General features: G+C 54.2%; 2 tRNA genes and 3 rRNA genes. All 5 read right to left on the bottom strand.

The window, feature by feature from the left end:
- Position 1: 1 nt before the first annotated feature.
- The 5 genes from rrf to H7F15_RS19240 all read right to left on the bottom strand — a co-directional run bounded on the left by rrf (position 2) and on the right by H7F15_RS19240 (position 5,240).
- Positions 2–113, bottom strand: a 5S ribosomal RNA gene (gene rrf, locus H7F15_RS19260).
- A gap of 142 nt (positions 114–255) precedes the next feature.
- Positions 256–3,142, bottom strand: a 23S ribosomal RNA gene (locus tag H7F15_RS19255).
- Between the two features lie 241 nt (positions 3,143–3,383).
- A tRNA-Ala gene (locus tag H7F15_RS19250) sits at positions 3,384–3,460 on the bottom strand.
- 12 nt (positions 3,461–3,472) lie between these two features.
- Positions 3,473–3,546 (bottom strand) — tRNA-Ile (locus tag H7F15_RS19245).
- A gap of 171 nt (positions 3,547–3,717) precedes the next feature.
- Positions 3,718–5,240 (bottom strand): 16S ribosomal RNA (locus H7F15_RS19240).
- Together the 16S, 23S and 5S rRNA genes with 2 tRNA genes alongside form the textbook arrangement of a ribosomal RNA operon.
- Between the last annotated feature and the right edge of the window lie 143 nt (positions 5,241–5,383).

Below are 5,383 nucleotides of genomic sequence, written 5' to 3'. Positions count from 1 at the left end.
GGGTTGGCGGCCACCTACTCTCCCGGATGTGACTCCAGTACCATCGGCGCGTCCGGGCTTAACTTCTCTGTTCGGGATGGGAAGAGGTGCTCACCGGAGCCATAGCCACCATTATTTTTCTACGGGCCTTACCGTAGCTGATGCTTTAAGTTAGTTGATAAGTTAGGGGTAAAAAGAGAGCGGCCAGTAGGGTAAAGGCTGCGGACAGGTCCTGCGCGTGCAGGAACCGGCTCGCTTGTCCTAGCCGAAGCTAGGGTGGGAACGCACCCGGGCAATTAGTATGGCTCGGCTTTGCTGTCACCAGCTTTACACCTGCCACCTATCAACGTCCTCGTCTCGGACGGCCCTTCCAGGGAGATCTCATCTTGGGGTGGGTTTCGCACTTAGATGCTTTCAGCGCTTATCCCATCCGAGCGTAGCTACCCTGCGCTGCATCTGGCGATACAACAGGTGCACCAGCGGCTCGTCCAACCCGGTCCTCTCGTACTAAGGTCAGAACCCCGCAAATCTCCAACGCCCGCAACAGATAGGGACCGAACTGTCTCACGACGTTCTGAACCCAGCTCGCGTGCCACTTTAATCGGCGAACAGCCGAACCCTTGGGACCTTCTCCAGCCCCAGGACGTGACGAGCCGACATCGAGGTGCCAAACCTCCCCGTCGATATGAGCTCTTGGGGGAGATCAGCCTGTTATCCCCAGAGTACCTTTTATCCTTTGAGCGATGGCCCTTCCATGCGGAACCACCGGATCACTATATCCGTCTTTCGACCCTGCTCGGCTTGTAGGCCTCACAGTCAAGCGCCCTTATGCTATTGCGCTCTGCGCACGGTTACCAAGCGTGCTGAGGGCACCTTTGAAAGCCTCCGTTACTGTTTTGGAGGCGACCACCCCAGTCAAACTACCCACCAAGCACTGTCCCCTTTGGTCAGGTTAGGCGCCAAGCAACTCAAGGGCCGTATTTCAAGGATGGCTCCACGATGCCTGGCGACACCGCTTCATAGCCTCCGGCCTATCCTACACATGAGTTACCCAGCGTCAATGCTAAGCTATAGTAAAGGTTCATGGGGTCTTTCCGTCCCGTTGCGGGTACTCGGCATCTTCACCGAGACTACAATTTCACCGAGCTCACGGCTGAGACAGCGCCCAGATCGTTACACCATTCGTGCAGGTCGGAACTTACCCGACAAGGAATTTCGCTACCTTAGGACCGTTATAGTTACGGCCGCCGTTTACTGGGGCTTCGATTCAATGCGTCGCCTTGCGGCTAACATCCCCTCTTAACCTTCCAGCACCGGGCAGGTGTCAGGCCTTATACGTCATCTCTCGATTTAGCAAAGCCATGTGTTTGTGTTAAACAGTCGCCTGGGCCTTTTCACTGCGGCTGACATTGCTGTCAGCGCCCCTTCTCCCGAAGTTACAGGGCCATTTTGCCGAGTTCCTTGGCCGTGATTCACTCGAGCACCTTAGGATTCTCTCCTCGACCACCTGTGTCGGTTTGCGGTACGGGCGGCTATGTATTTAAACGCTTAGCGGGTTTTCTTGGGAGCCGGATTAGGGACATTATCTCCGTGGCCGAAGCCTTGGAGTACTATCAGCTTTCAGCTAGACCAGGGTACTTTACTCCTGGTCCACTACCTACGGCCTTCAACGTACTATTCCGTCAGTACGCAGTCCTTTCACTTCTCCGTCACCGCATCGCTATACATAGCCGGTGCTGGAATATTAACCAGCTGTCCATCGACCTGCGCTTTCGCCTCGGCCTTAGGACCCGACTAACCCTGATCCGATTAGCGTTGATCAGGAAACCTTGGTCTTTCGGTGTGCAGGTTTCTCGCCTGCATTATCGTTACTTATGCCTACATTTGCTTTTCCAAGCGCTCCAGCATGCCTTGCCGGCACACCTTCATCGCCCTTGGAATGCTCCCCTACCAGTGTAGTAAACTACAATCCGCAGCTTCGGTGCTATACTTGATGCCCGATTATTATCGATGCCCTGTCGCTCGACCAGTGAGCTGTTACGCACTCTTTAAAGGAATGGCTGCTTCCAAGCCAACCTCCTGGCTGTCTAAGCAACTGGACCCCCTTTGTTCAACTTAGTATAGACTTGGGGACCTTAGCCGACGGTCTGGGTTCTTTCCCTCTCGGCCAGGGACCTTAGCACCCCTGGCCTCACTGCCGTGTATATCAAAGCGGCATTCGGAGTTCGTCAGGATTCGGTAGGATGTGACTCCCCCTAGTCCTATCGGTAGCTCTACCTCCGCTTGACTCCACCACGACGCTGCCCCTAAAGGCATTTCGGGGAGTACGAGCTATTTCTCAGTTTGATTGGCCTTTCACCCCTACCCACAGGTCATCCAAATACTTTTCAACGTAAACTGGTTCGGACCTCCAGTTGGTGTTACCCAACCTTCATCCTGCCCATGGGTAGATCACAAAGTTTCGCGTCTGCCCCCTCTGACTGCACGCCCTATTCAGACTCGCTTTCGCTGCGGCTCCGACCCTAAAAAGTCTTAACCTTGCCAGAGAGGAGCAACTCGTAGGCTCATTATGCAAAAGGCACGCCGTCACCCCACGAAAGGGCTCCGACCGCTTGTAGGCGCACGGTTTCAGGATCTATTTCACCCCCTTATTCAGGGTACTTTTCACCTTTCCTTCACAGTACTGGTTCACTATCGGTCTCTCAGGAGTATTTAGCCTTAGCGGATGGTGCCGCTGGATTCAGGCGGGATTTCTCCGGTCCCGCCCTACTCAGGATACCACTAGGGCCAAAAAGCTTACGTGCACAGGACTATCACCTTCTCCGGTGTACCTTCCCAGGTACTTACACTTCAATTTTTGGTCCCACCTCGTGGTCCTACAACCCCAGCACTGCCGTAACAGCACTGGTTTGGGCTCTTGCGCGTTCGCTCGCCACTACTGACGCAATCACTATTGTTTTCTCTTCCTCCGGGTACTTAGATGTTTCAGTTCCCCGGGTTTGCCCCCCGTAGGGTAGTAGCACTTCATGCTACTGGGTTGCCCCATTCGGAAACCTGCGGATCAACTTGTATGTGCCAATCCCCGCAGCTTATCGCAGCTTGTCGCGTCCTTCATCGCCTCTGAGAGCCTAGGCATCCCCCGTACGCCCTTCTCTGCGTTCCCGGCCGTCACAGCTTACGCCATGCCGGCCCGCAGTCTTTTTTCTACTTGCTCGCATTCCCGGACTATGTTGCCATAGCCACGTGAATTACTTTCTCTTTTTTCCCAACTTGTCAAAGAACTTTGTTTCAGGTAACAGTAAACAGTGATCAGGGACCAGCTGTCTTGTGTGTTGCTGAAATGTGAAGTAAAAACCTGTCGTCTTTACTTGATGCATTTGGCTTACTCTACAAGGAGTAAAAACTGGTGGAGAATAACGGAGTCGAACCGTTGACCTCCTGCGTGCAAAGCAGGCGCTCTAGCCAGCTGAGCTAATCCCCCAGGTATTATTAGTGGGCCTGCGTGGACTCGAACCACGGACCTCTACATTATCAGTGTAGCGCTCTAACCACCTGAGCTACAAGCCCCCGCTGTCAGGGCTACGCCTTCTCTATAGCAATCCGTAGCTTTTAAAAAAACTACCGCCAAAGGCCGGCCACCAGTACAATACAGTAAAAAGATCTTTTGAGAAAAAGAATTGAAACAGCCTTCGCCAAGTCTTTGCAAGAAAAGCAAAAGGACCGGAACAAGGCCTCTAGAAAGGAGGTGATCCAGCCGCACCTTCCGGTACGGCTACCTTGTTACGACTTAGCCCCAGTTACCAGTTTTACCCTAGACGGCTCCTATGACGGTCACCGGCTTCAGGTCTCCCTGACTTCCATGGCTTGACGGGCGGTGTGTACAAGGCCCGGGAACGTATTCACCGCGTCATTGCTGATACGCGATTACTAGCGATTCCGGCTTCACGGAGTCGAGTTGCAGACTCCGATCCGAACTGAGACCGGCTTTTTGAGATTGGCGCCCTGTTGCCAGGTGGCGACCCTCTGTACCGGCCATTGTAGCACGTGTGTAGCCCTGGGCGTAAGGGCCATGATGACTTGACGTCGTCCCCGCCTTCCTCACTTCTTGCGAAGGCAGTCCCTTTAGAGTCCCCGCCATGACGCGCTGGCAACTAAAGGTAGGGGTTGCGCTCGTTGCGGGACTTAACCCAACACCTCACGGCACGAGCTGACGACAGCCATGCAGCACCTTGCTTTGTGTCCCGAAGGAAAGCCTCATCTCTGAGGCGGTCACGCGCATTCTAGCCCAGGTAAGGTTCCTCGCGTATCATCGAATTAAACCACATGCTCCACCGCTTGTGCGGGCCCCCGTCAATTCCTTTGAGTTTCACCCTTGCGGGCGTACTCCCCAGGTGGATGACTTAACGCTTTCGCTTGGACGCTGACAGTGTATCGCCAACATCGAGTCATCATCGTTTACGGCGTGGACTACCAGGGTATCTAATCCTGTTCGCTCCCCACGCTTTCGTGCCTCAGCGTCAGTTTCGGCCCAGCGAGCTGCCTACGCAATCGGGGTTCTTGGTGGTATCTATGCATTTCACCGCTACACCACCAGTTCCGCCCGCCTCGACCGAACTCAAGCCCGCCAGTATCAACGGCAGTTCCACGGTTGAGCCGTGGGATTTCACCGCTGACTTAACGGGCCGCCTACGCACCCTTTAAACCCAATAAATCCGGACAACGCTTGCACCCTCCGTATTACCGCGGCTGCTGGCACGGAGTTAGCCGGTGCTTATTCATCAGGTACCGTCAGTTACCCCCGCAGGAGCGTTTTCTTCCCTGATAAAAGCAGTTTACAACCCAGAAGGCCTTCTTCCTGCACGCGGCATGGCTGGGTCAGCCTCTCGGCCATTGCCCAATATTCCCTACTGCTGCCTCCCGTAGGAGTCTGGTCCGTGTCTCAGTACCAGTGTGGGGGACCATCCTCTCAGAACCCCTAGCCATCGGAGCCTTGGTAGGCCTCTACCCTACCAACTAGCTAATGGCACGCATGCCCATCTTCCACCGCCTCAGCTTTGATCACAAAAGGATGCCCTCTCGTGATGTTATGCGGTATTAATCCACCTTTCGGTGGGCTATCCCCCTGTGGAAGGTAGGTTGCATACGCGTTACGCACCCGTGCGCCACTAATCCAGTCCCCGAAAGAACTGAACTCGTTCGACTTGCATGTATTAGGCCTGCCGCTAGCGTTCATCCTGAGCCAGGATCAAACTCTCCATTGTAAGAAAATCTTTAAATGTGTCTCGCCTGATCCAGCCCCTGTATGCTTGCTAATCTTTCTGCCGGATTTTTTAAAGGTGGCCGGCCCCACCATTTAGACTTTGTGCTTGTCTGTTTCAATTCCACTCTCTCAAAGAACTCTTTT

Origin of the sequence: Pontibacter sp. Tf4 (genome assembly GCF_014212495.1) — a bacterium.
In the GTDB taxonomy this organism is placed as follows: Bacteria; Bacteroidota; Bacteroidia; order Cytophagales; family Hymenobacteraceae; genus Pontibacter.
This window is presented reverse-complemented; position numbering and strand designations above follow the sequence as displayed.